The sequence below is a fragment of the Moraxella sp. CTOTU49097 genome, assembly GCF_032064105.1.
Lineage (GTDB): Bacteria > Pseudomonadota > Gammaproteobacteria > Pseudomonadales > Moraxellaceae > Faucicola > Faucicola osloensis_B.
The window spans coordinates 82,774-102,537 of the sequence record NZ_DAMBOA010000001.1; the positions used below are offsets into that span (position 1 = coordinate 82,774).

The 19,764-nt window shown below is 43.7% G+C and carries 17 protein-coding genes; 11 read left to right on the plus strand and 6 right to left on the minus strand.

Annotation, left to right across the window (positions count from 1 at the left end; all coding sequences use genetic code 11):
* Window positions 1–197 precede the first annotated feature (197 nt).
* The 5 genes from RT064_RS00425 to RT064_RS00445 all read left to right on the plus strand — a co-directional run bounded on the left by RT064_RS00425 (window position 198) and on the right by RT064_RS00445 (window position 3,809).
* Window positions 198–518 (plus strand): YcgL domain-containing protein, encoded by a 321-nt coding sequence (locus RT064_RS00425; RefSeq protein WP_065263882.1) that lies wholly within the window; start codon window positions 198–200, stop codon window positions 516–518.
* Between the two features lie 66 nt (window positions 519–584).
* On the plus strand, window positions 585–1,040 hold the full coding sequence (locus tag RT064_RS00430) for a resolvase (RefSeq protein WP_313060102.1): 456 nt from the start codon (window positions 585–587) through the stop codon (window positions 1,038–1,040).
* A 148-nt stretch (window positions 1,041–1,188) separates the two neighbouring features.
* On the plus strand, window positions 1,189–2,091 hold the full coding sequence (locus RT064_RS00435; protein WP_313060105.1) for an AAA family ATPase: 903 nt from the start codon (window positions 1,189–1,191) through the stop codon (window positions 2,089–2,091).
* A gap of 22 nt (window positions 2,092–2,113) precedes the next feature.
* Window positions 2,114–2,599 carry a hypothetical protein gene (locus RT064_RS00440; RefSeq protein WP_313060108.1) on the plus strand — a complete coding sequence of 162 codons (486 nt, stop codon included), beginning with the start codon at window positions 2,114–2,116 and terminating at the stop codon, window positions 2,597–2,599.
* Between the two features lie 22 nt (window positions 2,600–2,621).
* The gene (locus RT064_RS00445) at window positions 2,622–3,809 is read left to right on the plus strand and encodes a vWA domain-containing protein (protein ID WP_313060109.1); all 1,188 of its coding nucleotides are present in this window, start codon (window positions 2,622–2,624) and stop codon (window positions 3,807–3,809) included.
* Window positions 3,810–3,922: 113 nt separating this feature from the next.
* On the opposite strand, the gene RT064_RS00450 is transcribed toward RT064_RS00445, so the two are convergent.
* Window positions 3,923–4,507: a septal ring lytic transglycosylase RlpA family protein gene (locus tag RT064_RS00450; protein ID WP_160002027.1), complete on the minus strand. Its 585-nt coding sequence runs from the start codon at window positions 4,505–4,507 to the stop codon at window positions 3,923–3,925.
* A 426-nt stretch (window positions 4,508–4,933) separates the two neighbouring features.
* The gene (rodA, locus tag RT064_RS00455) at window positions 4,934–6,079 is read right to left on the minus strand and encodes a rod shape-determining protein RodA (RefSeq protein ID WP_135888146.1); all 1,146 of its coding nucleotides are present in this window, start codon (window positions 6,077–6,079) and stop codon (window positions 4,934–4,936) included.
* Window positions 6,080–6,414: 335 nt separating this feature from the next.
* Between rodA and RT064_RS00460 the strand changes: the two genes are divergently transcribed.
* Complete coding sequence (locus tag RT064_RS00460) at window positions 6,415–7,353, plus strand: D-Ala-D-Ala carboxypeptidase family metallohydrolase (protein ID WP_313060116.1); 939 nt, start codon at window positions 6,415–6,417, stop codon at window positions 7,351–7,353.
* A gap of 32 nt (window positions 7,354–7,385) precedes the next feature.
* On the opposite strand, the gene RT064_RS00465 is transcribed toward RT064_RS00460, so the two are convergent.
* Window positions 7,386–8,864 carry a M16 family metallopeptidase gene (locus RT064_RS00465; RefSeq protein WP_313060117.1) on the minus strand — a complete coding sequence of 493 codons (1,479 nt, stop codon included), beginning with the start codon at window positions 8,862–8,864 and terminating at the stop codon, window positions 7,386–7,388.
* Between the two features lie 81 nt (window positions 8,865–8,945).
* Complete coding sequence (locus RT064_RS00470) at window positions 8,946–10,460, minus strand: M16 family metallopeptidase (RefSeq protein WP_313060119.1); 1,515 nt, start codon at window positions 10,458–10,460, stop codon at window positions 8,946–8,948.
* A gap of 319 nt (window positions 10,461–10,779) precedes the next feature.
* Between RT064_RS00470 and ftsY the strand changes: the two genes are divergently transcribed.
* On the plus strand, window positions 10,780–11,991 hold the full coding sequence (ftsY, locus tag RT064_RS00475; RefSeq protein WP_409519509.1) for a signal recognition particle-docking protein FtsY: 1,212 nt from the start codon (window positions 10,780–10,782) through the stop codon (window positions 11,989–11,991).
* A gap of 1 nt (window position 11,992) precedes the next feature.
* On the plus strand, window positions 11,993–12,538 hold the full coding sequence (locus RT064_RS00480; protein ID WP_313060121.1) for a methylated-DNA--[protein]-cysteine S-methyltransferase: 546 nt from the start codon (window positions 11,993–11,995) through the stop codon (window positions 12,536–12,538).
* 19 nt (window positions 12,539–12,557) lie between these two features.
* On the opposite strand, the gene RT064_RS00485 is transcribed toward RT064_RS00480, so the two are convergent.
* On the minus strand, window positions 12,558–15,221 hold the full coding sequence (locus tag RT064_RS00485; protein ID WP_313060124.1) for an AAA family ATPase: 2,664 nt from the start codon (window positions 15,219–15,221) through the stop codon (window positions 12,558–12,560).
* Window positions 15,222–15,556: 335 nt separating this feature from the next.
* On the opposite strand from RT064_RS00485, the gene glpK reads away from it, so the two are divergent.
* The 3 genes from glpK to RT064_RS00500 all read left to right on the plus strand — a co-directional run bounded on the left by glpK (window position 15,557) and on the right by RT064_RS00500 (window position 19,272).
* Window positions 15,557–17,155: a glycerol kinase GlpK gene (gene glpK / locus RT064_RS00490; RefSeq protein ID WP_313060126.1), complete on the plus strand. Its 1,599-nt coding sequence runs from the start codon at window positions 15,557–15,559 to the stop codon at window positions 17,153–17,155.
* 399 nt (window positions 17,156–17,554) lie between these two features.
* Window positions 17,555–18,562, plus strand: coding sequence for an endonuclease/exonuclease/phosphatase family protein (locus RT064_RS00495; protein WP_313060129.1), 1,008 nt, complete (start codon window positions 17,555–17,557; stop codon window positions 18,560–18,562).
* A 20-nt stretch (window positions 18,563–18,582) separates the two neighbouring features.
* Window positions 18,583–19,272, plus strand: coding sequence for a TetR/AcrR family transcriptional regulator (locus RT064_RS00500; protein ID WP_065252496.1), 690 nt, complete (start codon window positions 18,583–18,585; stop codon window positions 19,270–19,272).
* 87 nt (window positions 19,273–19,359) lie between these two features.
* Here the strand turns inward: RT064_RS00500 and RT064_RS00505 are convergent, their stop codons facing one another.
* Window positions 19,360–19,500 (minus strand): entericidin A/B family lipoprotein, encoded by a 141-nt coding sequence (locus RT064_RS00505; protein ID WP_065263488.1) that lies wholly within the window; start codon window positions 19,498–19,500, stop codon window positions 19,360–19,362.
* Between the last annotated feature and the right edge of the window lie 264 nt (window positions 19,501–19,764).

A 19,764-nucleotide genomic window follows, 5' to 3' on the forward strand; every position in this document is an offset into this window, starting at 1 on the left:
TCAGTAGCTTTTATCACCAAAAGAGCAATTGCCTTAGTTGCTCTTTTTTTATGGGCTAACAGGTGAAATGCCTAGATTAATAGTACACAGGGCTGATAGCAAAAGTCGCTAATAGAAAAAGGGGTTTAATTTCAGAAAAACCATTTTATGGTATGATAGAGGCACTTTAAATTTTACAGTAATAATAGGGTTGTATGATGCATTGCGATATTTATAAATTTAGCAAAAAAGATGACCTGTATGTGTACATTGCTCGCCCAGATTATCCCAATGACACGGACGAGATTCGTGACTGGTTGTCAGTGTTGCCCAAAGATTTTCGTCAAGCGATTGGGCGCGAAACCTTTGTGATGCATTTGGATTTGGCGAATACGCCAAAGCTTGCACGGGTCAATAAAGCAGAAGTGTTAGAAAAACTGCAAAGCCAAGGGTATTTTGTGCAAATGCCGCCTGAAGATGTGCTGTTACGCCAAGCAAAATTGAATATGGCAGAAGCACAGCAGAACAAGTGGCAGTAGCAAAATTTTAACCAAATGATTTGAATCATGCTAAAATAATCTATCTATTTTTGGCAAGGCAAAATTATGTTTGCATTTTTATCACTCGACCAAATCGGTAATGTGCTAGGCGAAATCATCATTTGGTGGGCGCAGCTGGTTCAAGGTGTGCCGCCAGACAAATTACCCTTATATGCCTATGTGGGATTTTCCATTGTGGTATTACTGCTTTGGATTTTAGTGGTACGGATTTTGCCAAAAACGCTTGCAGGTTTGAGTTGGATTATTCTATTTGCGATTTTGCTCACGCCAACCACTTCCCTTGGCACCCCGCCTGACATCGCACCAGCGAGTATTTCAGTGGTTTATGGGATTTTACTCAAAGATCCAGCAATTATCTTTAATGGGTTGCTACCCATTATGGTTGTCATTACAGTGGGTTGTATTTTAGGTTTTATTTGGCAAATTCTTCGAATGGGTATCGATAAAACTAACAAAAAACATGCGCTAAATAACGCTAATATGAGCCAGCCTAGCCGCTAACTTATAATAGTGATAAGCCAACAAGCTGTTATGGCTTAACTTTTTATAGCTTAATGTTTTACAGCTTAACCTTTTACTTATAGCTTAACTTTCCCTAAAACTTATGATAGTCTGAAACTCATTTTTGACGATTATCATAGGTTTTTTTATGTCTGACCATCAGCCAAATGCTGCCATCCAAAATAGCGTGACCCAAAGCAGTTTTAAAAGCACCGATAGTTATATCGCCACTGACAACCTAAAGCTTGCCGTCAACGCTGCGATTAAATTGCAAAAACCGTTACTCATCAAAGGGGAACCTGGCACGGGTAAAACGCTACTGGCTGAAGAAGTGGCAAAAAGTTTAGGTATGCCACTTTTAACTTGGCACATCAAATCTACCACCAAAGCCGAACAGGGCTTGTATGAGTACGATGCGGTATCACGCCTGCGGGATAGCCAATTGGGCGATGACCGCGTGTATGATATTGCCAACTACATTAAGGCAGGCAAGCTATGGCAAGCATTTACCAGCCCTGAGCGTGTGGTACTGCTCATTGATGAGATTGATAAAGCGGATATAGAGTTCCCCAACGACTTGCTGCATGAGCTTGATAAAATGTCGTTTTATGTGTATGAAACTGGCGAAACGATTACCGCCGATCATCGTCCCGTCGTTATTATCACGTCAAACAATGAAAAAGAACTGCCTGATGCCTTCTTGCGTCGTTGCTTTTTTCATTATATTGATTTTCCTGACCAAGCAACCATGCGCGAAATTGTGGATGTGCATTTCCCCAATCTACAAGCAGACTTGGTGGATGAAGCGCTCAAGGTGTTCTACGGTCTGCGGGAAGTCAAAGGCTTAAAAAAACCGCCATCCACCTCTGAATTGGTAGATTGGATTAGTTTGCTGATGGCAGATGAGTTGGGTAAGGGCGAAAATATGGCGGTGAAGCAGTTAAGTGAGCCAACCGAGAGTTTACCACCGTTTGCAGGGGCGTTGTTAAAGAATGAAAATGATGTCAGCTTACTGGAAAGATTGGGGTTTATGTTAAGGTTAAACCGCTAATTTTTAAAAAGGATTGTATTTAATGGAATATTACGGTTATAAAGATATCGATTTAATTCCAGAATTGCTAGATTGGAAAAAATTAAATGGGGACTCTTTTAGCGTTGAGGAATGGGGAGATGCTCATTTAACACCAGAGTTAATAATCGGTTTTTCACATATTTATTTTCCAAAGTTTGCCAAATTTGAAAATGGTGTTTTTTTTGCAAATTCAATTCCAAACCTTAAGAAGCAAAGAGAGTCTGGCGAATGGAAAAATTTGGATACTATTGAATTACAGTATCTTTTTAATCATCAACATCTTTTAGATTACTTTGTAGGAATGATGGGTGAAAGCTACGATAAAATTAGTCGTAAACAATTAGAGTGTGTTGGGAAAATTTTGGTTGATATTTGGGGCATGAAATTACGTTCAGATTTTCCAGACTTAAATCTTCATATTGAGTTACAGGGCTTAGATAGCGAAGGTTATTTAGAAGATATTGTAGTAGTATTCTGGGCAGAATAAAAATTACAAATAGAGGAAAACAGTGTTCATTAATTTATTTTACACTTTACGCACTTATGGCGTGCCAGTTTCCACCCGTGAGTTGCTAGATCTTTATGCCTTACTAGAAACAGGCATTGTGTTTGCCGACCGTGAAGCGTTCTACGAGCTGATTCGCCTATGTATGGTCAAAGACGAAAAATACTTTGATAAATTTGACCGTGCGATGGCGGATTATTTTGAAGGTATTGATACACTCGACATTGATGAGCTGATGGCAAAATTGGGTGCTATCCCCAAAGAATGGCTGGAACTTAAACTTGACCCCAACAATCTCACCGAAGCCCAGCGGCGCCTACTCAAAAAATATGGCTCGCTTGAAGCACTCATGCAAGCACTAGAGGAACGCCTAAAAGAACAAAAAGAGCGACACCAAGGCGGTAGCAAATGGGTCGGTACAGGCGGCTCATCGCCATTTGGGGCGTATGGCGACCATCCTGAAGGCGTACGAGTAGGCGGCGAAAGCCGAAAACGTAGCGCGGTCAAGGTTTGGGAGCAGCGCAAATACCGCGATTTGGACACCGATAACCAGCTAGAGACGCGCTCGATGCAGATGGCACTGCGAAAACTGCGTAAATTCGCCCGTGATGGGGCGGCTGATGAGCTTGATATTGGCTCAACCATCAAGAAAACCGCGCAAACGGGGATGCTCGATGTGCAAATGCGTCCCGAACGCCGTAATCGTGTAAAAGTGCTCATGCTCCTTGATATCGGTGGTAGTATGGACAGCTATATCGAAGCCTGTGAACGCTTATTTGCCGCTGCTAAAAACGAATTTAAGACGCTTGAATTTTTTTATTTTCATAACTGTGTCTATGAATACGTTTGGACAGAAAATGCCCGCCGTAATGCCAGTGCGGTGCCCACATTGGATGTGCTACACAAATACGGCAGTGATTATCGGGTGATTTTTGTGGGTGATGCCGCAATGTCGCCTTATGAGTTGTTATCTGTCGGCGGCAGCGTTGAGTATATGAGCCAAGATACGGGGCAGGCGTGGCTAAAACGTATCACTAACCACTTTGATAAAGTCGCATGGCTCAATCCTGAGACACAAAGCTACTGGCAATACACCCAGACCATCGGCTTAATCAAAGATATCATGCAAGGTCATATGTACCCGATGACCTTGCATGGTATTGAAGATATGACCAAGTATTTGGCGCGGTAGTATTGTTAAGGCAATTAAAAAAGCATGAATCAATTTCATGCTTTTTTTGTGCTGATAGGCTGCTAGTTAACCTAAAAGCTGCTATTAAGCTAAAAGATGCTATTCAGCTAATATTAGTTTGGACCACCCACGCGTTCAATAACAACGTTGCCTGTGCCAGTGCTTGCTAAACCAATTTGTTTGGCGGCGGCATACGATAAATCTAATACGCGATGGCTTGAAAACGGACCGCGGTCATTGACTTTTACCACAACGCTTTTGCCATTTGATTTGTTGGTTACTTTGATATAACAGTTCATTGGCAATGAGCGATGCGCCGCAGTCAATGAATTGGAATCAAAAGTATCACCGCTGGCAGTTTTACGACCTTGAAATTGACGACCATACCAAGATGCGACACCCGTTTGGCTAAAGCGATTGACCGTATTTGATGCAACAGCAGAAAGACGCTCTAACACGTCTGAATCTTTGCTAGCTTGTGAAGTGTCTTGGCTGATAAGTTGGCTGTCTAAGGCAAGGTTACGAGGTTGGCGGGCTGATTTGACTAAGTCTGATGCATTGTTGTGCTGGCGGGTTAACTCATTAAGTACGTGATCTAAATTGCTCGTGGCTGCTTGGGTAGTTGAGCTAAGCGCCGTTACGCCACAAAAGCAAAGTAACGTCGCTACATTAGCTAAATTCGATTGACGCTTTGACATAATGACCTCTGAACAATCGCTCTTTATAATGAGCGCCTCATATTTGGGAGCGTATAAGCCTTGATATGTCATGCATACAAATCGCTTATAGGGCACCAAGAAAATTTATGAGATTTAACAATTAGTTTACAAATTTTACTTTGTTTCGGTATGTAATTGTTCAATCTTGATGACCCACAATAAGCAATTACGCGATTAAAATCACGATTTATTTAGATAAACGGTATAAAAAAATAGATAAACGGTAAAAATTATTAAGTTTTACCATCATAATTGTTTAAAACTACTCATAAAAAGGATATCTTTTATGCTAACGCTTTTACGTTTTTTACATTTAAAAATACCCAATTACATAAATAGTTACATAAATAATTGTTTATAAATAGCTTATTTACAAATAAAATAGTTTCGAAAATAGTCTAAGAATTATTTAACATTATGTGAGGCAATTGACATCACTAAACCAAATCCTGCCATCAAAGTAATTAAAGCAGTACCGCCATAGCTGATAAATGGCAAAGGAACACCGACAACTGGTAAAATACCTGCTACCATGCCGGCATTTACAAACACATACACAAAAAATGACATAGCAATCGCGCCCGAGAGTAATTTGCTATAGACAGCAGTATTAGAGTAAGCAATAAATAAGGCGCGGCATAGAATACAAAAATACAAAAACATCAGTAAACTGACACCAATTAAGCCAAACTCTTCAGAAAAAGCCGCAATGATAAAATCGGTGTGACCTTCTGGTAAAAAGTGTAGATGAGATTGTGTGCCTTGCAAGTAGCCTTTACCTGTGAGTCCCCCTGAGCCAATCGCGGTTTTTGACTGCATGATATTCCATCCAGCCCCCAAGGCATCGCTTTCAGGATCTAGCAAAGTTAGCACACGTTTGCGCTGGTAATCGTGTAGCAGGTATTCCCAAGCCACAAAAACAAAGGGAATAAACAGCGCCACCGCAGAGCCAATCATCCACCAAGGTAAACCCGATAAAAACAGCACAAATAAGCCACTAGACGCCACCAATAAAGAGGTACCCAAGTCGGGCTGCTCAGCAATTAGCAGCACTGGAATACCAATCGCCACTAGCGTGATAAGCACTGTCGATAAACTCGGCGGCAAGTCGCGTTTGGATAAAAACCAAGCAGTGAGCATCGGCATGCCAAGCTTCATAAACTCTGACGGCTGCACACTACCAAACCCAGGAATATCAATCCAGCGCTGCGCACCCAATCGCACCTCACCAATAATTTTGACCAGTATCAGTAACGCCACACCACCCACATAAAAAAACGGGGTAAAATCACGGTAAAGACTGGGCGGGATTTGCGCCATGACAATCATCACCACAAACGCGATGGTAAAACTAATGGTTTGACGGATGACCATTCCCATGTCTTGAGTAGAGGCACTGTATAAAATGGCTAAACCAAACAAAGCCGTGACGAACAATAGCATCAATAACCAAGGGTCTAAATGCACGCGCTGCCAAAAGGAGGGTAGACTGTCATTACCAAAGTGATGAGCTTGCCTAGAAAAACGGTACTGTCCAATCTTATCTACCATACACACCAAACATCAAATTAACCCGGTGACAATAAGTCTGTAAAAAGACACAAAAATAGGCTCAATAGTTTATATGGCTTAATGTGATTTTGGTAGTCTTAATAATGTAATAGTTTATAACACTTGTTTCGTAGAAATAAGTTACTATATTAAGTGAGCTATTAATTGACCTTAATTATGTAGTGAACATAACTATTAAGTAAGTGAAAATTAAGTTAAGTGAAAATAATTATCAGGTAGGCATGATTACCTAAGCATATCAAGCCTACTTTTTTGACAGTTGCTCATAAGTCCATGGTGTTTTTCCATTTTGACGAAACGTGAATAGGCAGTCCATGACACATCAAAACAAGACCAAAAATAAACCAACCATTATCGAAGACAACGCGCAAACAGCAAAGTATGCCAAGCCCGAGAGTGCCAACACCCAGAATATCAATACTACCAAGACTCAGAATACCAAAACCAAGATTTTAACAGGCATTGTTGGCTCAGGGATGATAATGACATTGCTTATCGCCTGTAATCATCCCGTCACACCCGTCGATAACCGAAAACCTACTACAACCATCGTTCGTCAAACCCAGCTAAACCCTAAAAATACCACTGTCACGCAGAATGACAATATGCGCGGTCTTATTCTCAACCGTCAACACACAACCCGACCTACAACAGACTATCGTGCACTCAAAAATACCACACGATACAATAGTAACGTTGTTTATACCAATGATGCAGATTTTAAGGATTGGTTAGCTAGCCACAGTTATCAACAATCAGAAGTGTTGGCGTATCAAAATTACTTGCAAAGCCAATTAGGCACCATTCCGCCGATGGATCAGTTAATCACGAGTGCCAGAGATGCGCGCCGCTGCGGTTTTGAGCCGTATGAAGTGCCGCCTGCGTCACTATGGCAAAATATTGTGCCCACCCTGCAAATGCTGCAGCAACTGCAAAAACAAGGTTATTTGCCGTATTCGACAGTGATACGCTCCGTGTATCGAAACCCTGCATTGAATGATTGTGCGGGCGGTGCAGGCGAGAGTAAGCACATGACCAATGGCGCAATTGATATTTGGGTCCCTGAAAATGAAGCCAACAAATGGGCGATAGAAAGCACTTTTGATGGGCTTTGCCAGTTTTGGCAGTCCAACGGGCAAAGCTATAATTTTGGACTCGGCTTGTATCCGACAGGCTCGGTGCATCTTGATACGCAAGGCTTTCGAAAATGGGGCGCAAGCCATAGCTCAAGCTCATCACCCTGCCGTTTTTAACCCTGTCGTAACTGTTAAGCTGTTAGCATTGGCTATTTAGCGGTTCTTGTTGCGGTTGTGTTTGGCGTGGCGTTACCAACCGTCACAATCAAAAACTTGTTAGGGTCAATGAGGTCTTTATAGCTTTGATTGACAGCGTTAAGGTCGGCGCGTTGTACGCGCGTCACGTACTCGGTCAAGTAACTATCTGGCAGCTGATAAAACCCCATCATACCAATCGTGGCATTCATGGCGGCATTGCTAGCAAAGCTAGTGGGGAAACTGTTGATTAGACTGTCTTTGGTTAAAGCCAATTCGTTTGGCGTTACCCCTTTTTCTAGGGTATTTTTGATGACTTGCTTGGTCGCCTCAATTGCTTCTTGCGACTTTTGGTTACGGGTAGAAAAACTAATGGTATAGCTACCTTGGGCAAGCATCGGTGTAGTGCTGCTATAGATACCATAGGTGAGCCCGCGTTTTTTACGGATGTCTTCCATCAATCTGGCTTGAAAATTGCCGCCCCCGACGATTTCATCGGCAATGGCAAAGTTGGTTTGATGCTGTAAGCCTAAGCTATCCGCCACGCGTTTTTGACCTAATTGACCCATCAAGACGGTGGTTTGGGTGCTGTCAAATGGGATATGAATCGTTTTAGCGGCGTTCAAAGGCTTGGCATCGGTAAGCTTTGGGGCAGCTGTGCCAACAGGCATTTGAGCAGTTAGCTGATTGGCAAGCGCCCGCGCGCGCGCCATACTGATATCGCCTGTAATGGCAATATTCGCATTCTTCGCTACCAAAAGCTGCTGGCTAAAAGCTTTGAGATCGGTGGCATTGACTTTGGCAATGCTGTCTTCCGTGCCTTGGGTGGGGTGGGCGTAGGGATGATTCCCATAAAGCGCCTCAGCAAAGGCTTTGCTTGCGATGCTGTCTGGGTCTTCTTTGGCTTGTTGTAGGCTGATTAAATACTGGGCTTTGGTACGTTCAAAATTTTTGTTTGGAAACGTAGGTTGGGTCATCATATCGCTCATTAAACCAAGCGCAGGGGATAAATGCGCCTCATCGGATAGACTGCGCAAACTCACGATAAACATATCTTTATAAGCACGGGCAGATAAATCAATCCCAAGCTGCTCACTGGTCTCAGCAATCTCATCTTCGCTTTTATGGCGTGTGCCCTGATCCAGCATACTCGCGGTCATACTGGCAATCCCAAAACCGCCTTTTTTAATCGCTTCATCACGAGCTGAGCCTGCATTAAAATACACACTGACATCCACAATCGGTAAATTGTGGGTTTGTACCAAAGCCACTGGGGTACCCGAATCGGTGGTAAAGTGGATGATATTTGGTAATGTCACTTTTAACGGCGCTGTGGTTTTTAGGCTGGTTAATTTGTCTAAAGCGGCAATGGGTGCAGTGGGGTCAATATTGCCACTACTGTGAGCATCGCTATGGGTGTCAGGTTCAGCATGGCCCCCTTGCGTGGCAATGGTGGTCATTAGTAATAAGATTTTAGCTAAGCGTGGTTTCATTTTTTTCTCAAAATTCTAAGGATGGTCTGACAGCAATGTGGGCAATTTAAGTCAGGATAAATTAAGTTACTGGTTTTATAGTTATTTATTGGGTTTGTTTGCTTTTACCACATTGAGCACGGTTAGATTGTCGTTAACCAAATATTTGCTAGCGGCAGCGTGTAAGTCACTTTCTGTGATGCTATCTAAGGTTTTGGGTAGGTTAAACACCATCCGATCATCAAGCCCAATGCTGTTTAGACTGCCAATCATCTGCGCTTGTCCGCTGATACTATCTTGGCTATATATCAAGCTGGTCATGGTGTTGGTTTTGGCACGGGTCAGTTCACTTTGTGCAATCGGTTGGGTTTTGAGCGCGTCAATCTCAGCAATGATTGCTTGTTTAGCTTGGGCAAGTGTAACGCCATCTCGCGGGGTGGCTTGGATTAAAAATAGCCCATCGCCCCGACTAAAGGCACTGTAACCACTGCCGACTGAGGCTAGTAGCTGTTTTTCCCGTACTAGGCGTTTTTCTAAGCGTGCAGATAGACCGCCATCGAGCACGTCGGCTAGTAGCGATAGACTATAGGCGGTTTTGGGGTCTTTTGCTGTGGTAAGCGTAGGCACGTTAAACGCCATCATGACCATAGGCACTTGTACCGGCAATTGGGTGGTTTTTTCTTGATAACCACGAAAGCCTGGCTGTATCACACTGGGGCGCGTTGGCAGGGTTTGCGGTTTTTTATCGGCAAAGTATTTTTTGACTTCATTGATAGCCTGTGTCGGATTGACATCGCCCACGATTACTAAGGTCGCATTGTTGGGCGCATACCATGTTTTATACCACTCCGTTAGGTCGTTTAACCCAATGGATTCTATTTCTGCCATGGGACCAATGACCGATTCTCCTTTGGGGCTGTTTGGATAAGCCATTTTGCTAAACTGCTCATAGGCGCGGGCGTTTGGGTTGTCATCGGTCCGCTGGCGGCGCTCTTCCATCACCACTTGGCGCTCAGCGGTAAAGTCGCTGTCCTTGAGCTGTAAATCGGTCATCCGATCGGCTTCAAGCTCTAGGGCGAGCGATAAGCGATTGGCAGGGAAAATTTCATAATATGCGGTGTAGTCATAGCTGGTAAAAGCATTGTTGCTACCGCCAAATTTGGCGATGAGGCGTTCAAAATCCGCTGAGGACACGTTTTTTGTTCCCTTAAACATCATATGCTCAAGCAAATGCGACATACCGCCTAAATGAGTGGGTTCATCCGCGGCACCCACGCGATACCATAGTTGGCTGATTACCACAGGGGAGCGGTGATCTTCTTTGATTATCACCTTTAAGCCATTAGCCAGCGTATATTCATGGCGCGTTGCTGCATTGTCGCTGTCAAAATCTGTGGGGCTGAGCGTTTGCTGGGTTGCATCGGTTACCGCGTTAGCAGTTGGGTGGGCGTTAATAGGCGTATTCGCTACAGTCGGGGTAGTTTTGGTCGGCATGGTTCTGGCTGCGATGGTCTGCGCAGTGCTGCAACCTGATACACTGAGTGTACAGGTCAGGGCGGCAGCAAGGAGGGTAAGATTACAAAATGTAGGCTTTGACACAGGGTTTCGGTTTAACATAGTTTCTCTTTAACTTTTAACTTTAATCTGGTTTTTCTGATTGTGGTGCAATGGGGTTTGCAGGCATTATAAAAGATAAACCATGATAACGGATGTTGGCATTGATTGCTATTTGAAAGCCCATTGCACGATTAAGTATGGCTAAATACCACCTGCAAATTTTTAGCGCAGCAAGCTGTAAACGGACAGTTTTTTCCCATACCACACATCCTATGGGTTTAAGGGATTGACAGCATGTTTATTTCAAACTGCGAACAAACACTGTTATAATTTTATACATCTCAATATTTTAATGACAAATTTAACCATAGGCGATGATATGAGTAGCAACCAATTTAATAACAATGCTTCTAATAAGGTGGTAATTAACTTTAATAACCAACCGACTAATTTTGATGATGCTACGATGCCCAATCTGCCTGTGCAAGATGTGCCAATTATTGAAACGCCGCGTATCGCTGAAGCCGCCCAAACGTCAACGCTGCAAACACCTTTGATAGCTCCGTCTGTGTCACCCATGCCGCAAAGCCAACACCAAGGGCAGACTGCAGCCACACAGCAGCCATCTGCCAATACGGCTGCGCCAAGCGCAGAACCTGAGCAAAAGGGTGGCTGGTTTAGCCGCATGAAGCAAGGCTTGTCAAAAAGTCGTAAAAACTTGACCGAAGGCTTAACCAATATTTTGATTGGTGGTAAAGAAATTGATGATGAGCTACTTGAAGAAGTCGAAGACCAACTGTTGGTCGCCGACATTGGAGTGAATGCCACCAATCGCATTATCAAAAACTTGACCGAAGCCACTGCCCGCGGTGATTTGATTTATTCGCATTCACTGTATAAAGCGCTACAAAAAGAACTAACCGATATCTTGACACCCAAAGTTGCACCGCTAGTGGTGGATGCTAGCACAAAACCATTTGTCATCTTGGTCGTTGGGGTCAATGGCGTGGGTAAAACCACCACCATCGGTAAACTTGCCAAACGTCTGCAAGGTGAAGGCAAATCCGTGATGTTAGCAGCGGGTGATACGTTCCGTGCGGCAGCCACCGAGCAATTGCAAGTTTGGGGGGAGCGCAATAATATCCCGGTTGTCGCCCAAGGTCATGGCTCAGACAGTGCCTCGGTGATTTTTGATGCCATTCAATCTGCCAAAGCCCGTGGCATTGACGTGCTGATTGCCGATACCGCAGGGCGTCTACAAAATAAAACCAATTTGATGGAAGAGCTGAAAAAAGTGATTCGCGTCATGCAAAAAGCCGATCCGACAGCGCCGCATGAATCCATGATTGTGCTCGACGCGGGTACAGGACAAAATGCCCTAAATCAAGTAGAAATCTTCAATGAAGCAGTGCCATTGACAGGCGTGACCGTGACCAAATTGGATGGTACGGCAAAAGGCGGCGTGGTATTTAATATCGCTGAAAACACCAATGTGCCGATTCGTTTTATTGGCGTGGGTGAAAAAATTGATGATTTGCGCCCATTTCAAGCCGATGATTTTGTCAAAGCCCTGTTTGAAAAAGATGAATAACATGATAATGACCTCTTATCAACTTGCGAAAAATTTGCCAACCGTGACGCTTGTGGCGCATGAAGGCTGTTTGATTGCGCTCGATTGGCATACGCAAAAGACCCATGACCTATTAGCTAAGCTGTTAGCTAAGTTCAAGGTAAAGGTAGCCGTCATGAATTCGGTAGCGTTAAGCCACTCGATTGATGCCGATGCAAAAGTGCTAGTAGAGACCATCACCCAGCTAAAAGAGTATCAGGCGGGTCAGCGACAAGTATTTGATATGCCCATCGCCATTTGCACAGGCACACCCTTTCAGCAAAAAGTATGGCAAGCATTACGACAAATTCCTTACGGTCAAACAATCAGCTATGCACAGCTTGCGCTACAAGTGGATAATCCCAAAGGCTTTCGCGCAGTCGCACAGGCCAATGGCCGCAACCCACTAAGCCTCATCATTCCTTGCCATCGCGTGATTGCCAGCGATGGCAAATTGGGCGGTTATACCGGCGGGGTTGAGATTAAGCAAACATTGCTTGATATAGAGCAAGCAAGTTATCAGCGATAAACAATAACCCAATGAGGCGTTATTCTTTGTCATCTGCATCTTTTTCTTCCCAAGTTTCTAAGCGTTCATAAATACGACCATAAACGGTATTTTTACGATACTTGCCTTTTTTGGTCATCTCATCCGGCGCCAGACCCGTCAATAGATACATGGCTTCATTGACATGCTCTACGGCATAGATGGTAAATTTACCTGCCGTCACGCTATCGATGATATCTTGACGTAGCATCAATTGCGCCAAATTGGCTTTGGGTACAATCACCCCTTGTTTACCCGTCAAACCTTGCTCGACACACGCATCATAAAACCCGGCAATTTTGGCATTGACGCCGCCAACCGCTTGGACTTGACCAAATTGGTTCATCGATCCTGTAACCGCCAAGCTTTGATTAATCGGGGTTTGCGATAAGGCAGACAGCAGCGCGCAGGTTTCGGCTACTGTCGCGCTATCGCCATCAATACCGCCATAACTTTGTTCAAAAGCCAGCGATGCAGTAAAGTTGAGCGTGTGGTCTTCTGCGAACAGTGCTTTTAGGTAACTGCTCATAATCAGCACGCCTTTGGCATGGATAGAGCCGCCTAAATCCACATCGCGCTCGATATCAACAATATCGGCGTGCGCGGCACTGTGATGCACTGACGCTGTCAATCGTGCAGGCATGCCAAACTCACTATCTGCGTAGCTGATGACTGTCAGCGCATTGATTTGACCAATCGCTTTGCCTTGGGTGCTAATCAGCTGTTGCCCTTTCTCTAGCTCTTGCCAGAACAATTGCCGTAAATAACCCGAGCGATGGCGAATATCCTCAATGGCTTGACGGACATGGCTAGCGGTCACTGTGTTTGCAGGAGTAAGCTCTGTTTGATTGATGATAGCATGACGATTGGCTTCGAGTAATAGCTGCGCCAATCTGTCCCCATGTAGGCTTAACTCATGCTGGTCTTCCGCTTGCTCACTAAGATAATCCAATAAACACGCCAACGCGGTGTTATCAAACGTTAGCAATTGGTATTTACTTATCATGTCGGCAATTTTGGCGGTCATCGCTTGTTCATTAGCGTGACTGCGTACCACGCGATCGTGAAAATCTGCACGGATTTTGAATACGGCATTAAATTCAGGCTCAAAATCTAGCAGGTCATAATACAAGTCTGGCTCACCGAGTAAAATAACTTTGACATCAAGCTTAATCGGTTGTGGCTCAAGGCTGATACTACCGGTCAGTGTCAGCATTTGCTCAAGGCTCGACATCTTGATTTGGCGGCTTTGCAGCGCACGTTTGAGACCTTGCCACGCATACGGATATTCAAGCAAATTAGTTGCTTCAAGCACCAAATAACCGCCATTTGCACGATGTAGTGAACCGGCGCGAATTAGGCTGACATCCGTTGACACAGTACCCAAATGGGTGATTTGCTCGACATGACCGAGTAAATTTAAATGGGTGGGTAAGTCTTCAAATACAATCGGTGCGCCTTGATCGGGCGCATGGCTGGCAATCACATTGACAAAATAGCGCGCAGGCAATGGCGAAAAATGGCTGGGCAAAAACTCTTCATCATCTTCATTGATGATTCGTTCCACATGATTGACGATATCGTCATGCACATCTTGCAAATACTTACGAACCTTTGGTAAGGCTTGATACTTGTCAAATAACGGCTCAATCAATGGTTTTAAGGTACGCCGAGTCAATGAATGGTGTAGCGCTTGTAGGGTCTGATTGGCTTCATCTTCAATTTGCTCAAGCTCAACGGTCAGTTGGCTCAAGCGTTTTTGCATATGGTTCTTATCTTGATAATTGGCAACATACGGCGACTTTGGGGTTAAGCCAAAGCTGGCTTGATTGGTTGCGCTCGAGGTATTATTAGAGGTGCTAGTTGTGGTGCTAGAGGTTTGATTGGCTTTAAGTGGTGAAACTGGCGCTTTGCCACTGGATTTTTGGCGACCCAATTTATTAGCAGGTTTGATTGATAAATAACCATCGCTTGGCTCAATATCATTGTAACTGTCATTGTCATTGCCATCGGCTCGGTTGTCACTAAAATCAGATTTGATAAAAATCGGTTTGTTGTCCGAAGGTCGCAGCGCCAATGCAAGTGAATACTGTTTGCCTTCTTCATGCAGCGCATGATAGACCTGTTCTTCACGAAGGCTAATTTCATTCTTTATGGCTTCTACTTTACTTTGATAGTGCTCACTGCGAAAACGCTGATTGAGCTGACGCTTGGTGATTAGCCAAAAGGTTTTGACATCTTCCGCTAATTGCTTGCCCATGCCAGCAGGAAGGTCAAGCGCAATCGGGGTGCGCGCATCAACAAAATTATGCACATACACCCAGTCATTGGGTGTGGGTTTTTGTTTGGCGTGTGCTTGTAGCAGGCGAGTGATTAAGGTGCGTTTGCCCAGTCCGTTTTCACCTGCAGCAAAGATATGATAACCATTGGCGTTGATATCAAGCGCAGTGGCAATCGCTTTACAGGCGCGCTCTTGACCAAAGCCAATCTCAAGTGTTTTGGTATGGTCGCTATCTTTTGGCAAGGTCGCTGGGTCGGTATAACGGCGCAACTGCGAGATTGCAACAGGTTGTAAATTGTCAGATTTGATGGTGTCGGTAATGATAGCGGCGGATTTTGAGGTCACAGCGGTAGTACGAACAGATTTTGCAAGGGTATTTTTCATAAAACAAGTTTCATCAACGCATTAAAAAGCGGTAGTGGAAAAGATAAACAATGACAGTGACAGTGACAGTGACAGTTAGAGTGACAGTGACAGTGCTTAGGGTCTAAGGTTTGAAGTCTGAAATCTAAGGTCTGGGGTCACTTATAGTTAACAGATAGGTTTTGGTAAGTGGTAATAAAGTATCCGTATGATGTGGTTTTTTGTTGATAAAATCAATGGCTATTTTTTCGCGAATCGTTGCCTTAAGGTTTCAGCCGCAGTAATATAAAAGTTGATGGGTAAGTATTTGCTAAGATAATATATTGACGCTTAACACAATCGTTTGAGACAACAACATGGCTAAAACAGAAAACGGATTTATTTTAGCGCTGGATCAGGGCACTACCTCAAGTCGCAGTATTATCTTTGATAGCCAATTAACACCCATTGCCATCGCCCAAAAGCCGCTGGGTATCATCACCCCAAAAGCCGGGTTTATCGAGCAAAATGCCAATGACATCTGGCAAACCCAAATTAGTACCGCCCAAGAAGTGATTGCCAAAGCAGGATTATTGGCGACAGATATTTCAGCCATCGGTATCACCAACCAACGTGAGACCACCATAATTTGGCATAAAAAAACGGGTAAGCCTGTCGCACCCGCCATTGTCTGGCAAGATAGACGTACCCATCAGTGGTGCAGAGACTGGCGTGATAAAGGCTTTGACGCCAAAATCCAGAAAATTACCGGATTACGTATAGATCCGTATTTTAGTGCCAGCAAAATCGTATGGCTGTTAAACCAAAACCCTAAGCTTCGCCAACAAGCGCTAGCAGGTGAGTTGGCTTTTGGTACTGTGGATAGTTGGCTACTGTTTAACATGACAGGCGAGCATAGCATTGATATCACCAACGCCTCACGCACCATGCTGATGTCTTTGCGAACAGGTGACTGGTCTGAGGAGTTATTGGATTTATTTGATATTCCCAAAACCATGTTACCTACCATTAAGCCATCGGATGGCGATTTTGGGGTCACCAAACAAGGGATGTTTGGCAAACAAATCCCAGTCACGGCAGTGCTAGGCGATCAGCAAGCGGCATTGTATGGGCAAGGCTGTAACCGGGCAGGCATGGCAAAATCCACCTATGGCACGGGCTGTTTTTTATTGATGAACACCGGCGATAAGCCCTGTGTCAGTCATCAGCAATTACTCACCACCGTCGCTTGGCAAAGCACAGAGGCGAATCACGCTCGTCAATCTAACCGGCATGAACCCTCAGGTAAATTGCCCAACTTGTTAAAACCTTTACAAAATTTACAACGACATAAAAAAACAAGCGTCACGCAAACACAATATGCGCTTGAAGGCAGTGTATTTATGGCGGGTGCCATCGTGCAGTGGCTACGCGATAATTTAGGTATGATAGCGCGCAGTGAAGACATTGAAACCTTGGCGGCGCAAGTACCGGATAGCCAAGGAGTGATCCTGATTCCTGCCTTTACCGGGCTTGGCGCACCTTACTGGCGAGCAGATGCCACCGCAAGGCTTATCGGACTGACACGCGGTACTACCAAAGCGCATATCGCTAGAGCCGCCTTAGAAGCGATTGCGCTGCAAGCTTATGATGTGTTAATCGCCATGCAAAAAGATAGCCCTGTGCCATTGCACGAACTGCGCGTGGATGGGGGCGCTGCCAATAACAATATCCTAATGCAATTTCAAGCCGATATACTCAATGTCCCTGTGCTGCGACCAACGACCACTGAGAGTACCGCAAAAGGGGTGGCATTATTGGCAGGGCAAGCGGTGGGGCTATATGATGACACTAGCATTGGTGAAAGTTGGCAGTTAGACCGTATCTTTGAGCCTAAGATGGCATTGTCTGAGCGCCAAGCCATCGTGGAGCGTTGGCAGTTTTATATCAATCAACTATTAAACGAACAAAATTAAAGCAAGAAAATCATTAACATAGCACTAAACAACTAAAAATAATGTAAAAACAAATATTTAACTATATGAAAAATTTTTTTAAAGACTCGACACGAGAGTGATTTTCGTTAGCAAATAAGGTGATTAAGTAAAAAAAAGCACTCTATGTACCCAATTTTTAAACCCTGCTTAAAAATATCAGCAAATTTTGGCTAAAAATAGTGATTTTTTGTGTAGAAATTGAATGAAAAAATGTATAATGCTTCAAAATTCGACACTGTGTTGATAGTGATGAAAGTTACTATGATAAAAGTTACTATGATAAAAGCTACGAAGAAGATGAAAGTCAGGAAATTTTTTTGGACAATGTTGGTATAAGCAAGCAGGGATAACTGGTAACTCAACATTAAGGATATTACAGTGGACAATCAATTTGTTATCGCTACGGCAAATTTACTCAACTTTGCATTGCCCAATCGGGTTTTTTATCGAAACCAAGACGCGTATACGCCGCAGCAATATCAACAAAAGATTAATGCACTTGCCCCCATTTTTCGGCAATTGCAAGCTGATATCATTGGTTGCCAAGAAATTTGGGATGAGCAAGCACTGATTGACTTATGTCATGCAGCCGGTCTCAATGACTATCATGTCACTGTACCATTAGCCAGTAATCAGCCAGACAGTCCATTAACCCAAGGACGAGGCGCAGTTGGCACCCCGAGCGTAGGTTTGGTATCGCGTTTTGAGATTATTAACACGCAATTGCTCACGCAGATGCCTGCGATTGCGTTGTTGGACGTTCCTGATGTTGGGCTTTATCAGCAATTTAATCGGCCGCCGCTGATTGCCGACATCAGATTGCCAAATGGCATGGTGGTCACTGTGATTGTGGCGCATCTAAAAAGTAAACGCCCTGAGTTTTTAGAAAACGCGCAAGGCGAGCCGTTAGAAGATCGCAATGATCCGCTAATTCGAGTCCGCGCCAAGCTGCGCAGTCTTTGTATGCGGGCAGCGGAAGCGGCAGGCATTCGCCAAGTGGTCATCGAAAAACTGTCACACAACAACCATCCGCTGATTTTGTTAGGGGATATGAATGATGTGATGCAAAGTGTCACTTGTCAGCTTTTAAGCGAATCGGGCGAAGTATTTTATGATAAGTCGATGCGGGATATCGTGCTGTATGATGCCTCTACGGTACAAAGCCGCATGCACTGGCTGAAAGATGTGGCGTACACCCATATCCACCAAGGTATGCCAGAAGTGCTTGACCAAATTTTGGTATCTGAACAGTTTTTAGCTGATAGTAAATTTAACATCGGTGAAGTATTACAAGTTGATTATTTTAACGATCATCTCAAATTTATTGTAGAACAACGCCCAACCGATCATGGATTGGTGCGGGCACAAATTAAACTTTATTCATAATCAGTCGATAGAGAGGAAATATGTCAAGCGCTTATGATGAAAAAATTGAGGATGTGTTGGTGGACTCTGAGCTCGCTCGCCGCTTAGTCCCTAACAAATTCAAGTTCACTAGCCAGCAAGGTCGTTTGCGTCGCCAAAAATTATTAGCCGCTGCCAAAGAATTGAGCGCGACCCGACCTGTCAGTGAGATTAGTTTGGCTGATGTGTGTGAACGAGCGGACATTCCCAGAGCCTCAGCCTATCACTTCTTCCCAAACGTTGAAGCGATTTTTTTGGCTTTACGTTTTTTAAATGCGATAGAAATCTTTAACAAGCTTGAAAAAGTCGATGCCAAACAATTTAGTCGCTGGCAGGCTTATATCACCACAGTCATTGAGACAGGCGTTGATATTATTCAATCTGATTTAACGGTTGCTCGTTTGATTTATGAGACCAATACCCCAGATTTTGAGGGCAATGCCTTTGGCAGTGAAATCGAAAAAAGCCTCGCCCAAATGGTGTATGATAAGTTGTCTGAGCATTATAAAATGCCGGCTTTAGAAACCATTCATCAGCAATTGTTAGTCGCATATGGTATTATCAATGGTATTTTTATTTTAGCTTATCGCTCAGAAAAAGAAATCACCGATACCTATCGCCAAGAAGCGATTACAGCGGTGATTGCTTATCTGCGTTGTTATCTACCTGAAAATTTGCCAAAAAACGGCTAGTTTTATAACCTACTAGGGTTATAACCGATAGCCAATAAAAAACCCATCAGCGAGATGGGTTTTTTTACTTAAACAGAAAATCTACGATTAGATTTTGTTTTCAGTTTTTTGTGCGGTAGTGGTTACCGCGTCACCTGTTTTTGATACGTCTTTACCAAAACCTTTGATTGTATTACAACCTGTAACAGCAAACATAACAGCGATTGATGCAGCGATTAATTTTTTCATTTTAAATTTCCTCAGATATATCCATTATTTTTTAACAGTTTTTAGCTACCAGGTTAAATCATGCGACTTTATTGATTCATAGAAGTTAAAATAAAGTAAAACATGCTTGGTAGAGTCATGGTAATGCAGGTTAGTCTAACGTCGCTATAGCGTTAATGTAACCAAAACTATCAAGTTGTAAAAAAAACTTAAATTTACGCAATAAGTATAGGTTTTTTGTAAATTAATCTTCGCATTTAGCGCTTTTTTATTTCAATCTGTTTT